At 62.8% G+C, this 460-nt stretch carries 1 pseudogene; it reads right to left on the bottom strand.

The features are described 5' to 3' along the window. Positions 1-460: pseudogene (locus ENZ75_RS33965) on the bottom strand (hypothetical protein); the annotation flags it as partial.

Here is a 460-nt window from a genome sequence, read left to right as displayed (position 1 = left end):
CCGCGGCGTCCGTCCAGGCTGCCGGCGGCGCAAAGGAGAGCGGACGGAAGCGGTTTGGCTCCCTGCCCTCAGCTGTAGCGCGCAGCCAGGCCTGGCGGCGCGGGATCTCGGCATGAAGATGCGGCGAGATGTCGACCTCGATGCGGTTGAGCGGCGATGTCGTCTTGTCGTCAAGGCCGATGAAATGGAAGCCGGCAGTGGAACCGGCCTGATGGCAACCTTGGCAGGCGCCATTGTCCAGCCGCTCGACCAGCGCTTCCGGCGTGCGCACCAGTTTTAGCGTGGAATAATCGAGCGATGCGAATTCCTTGGGCTGGAACAATTGCGTAAACGGATGATTGGCCTGCCGCGCGCTGCCGAAGGTCGACCATGAGATGATCTTTCTGGCCAGGAACTCGTCGGGAATCTCATAGACGCCTTCGTCAACCGCCGGCAAATTGGCGCCGACATAGACGGCGAG

It is taken from the genome of Mesorhizobium sp. M7A.F.Ca.CA.002.04.1.1 (assembly GCF_004022805.1).
In the GTDB taxonomy this organism is placed as follows: domain Bacteria; phylum Pseudomonadota; class Alphaproteobacteria; order Rhizobiales; family Rhizobiaceae; genus Mesorhizobium; species Mesorhizobium ciceri.
Note: the sequence above shows the minus strand (reverse complement) of the source record. Positions and strands in the feature narration are given on the sequence as shown.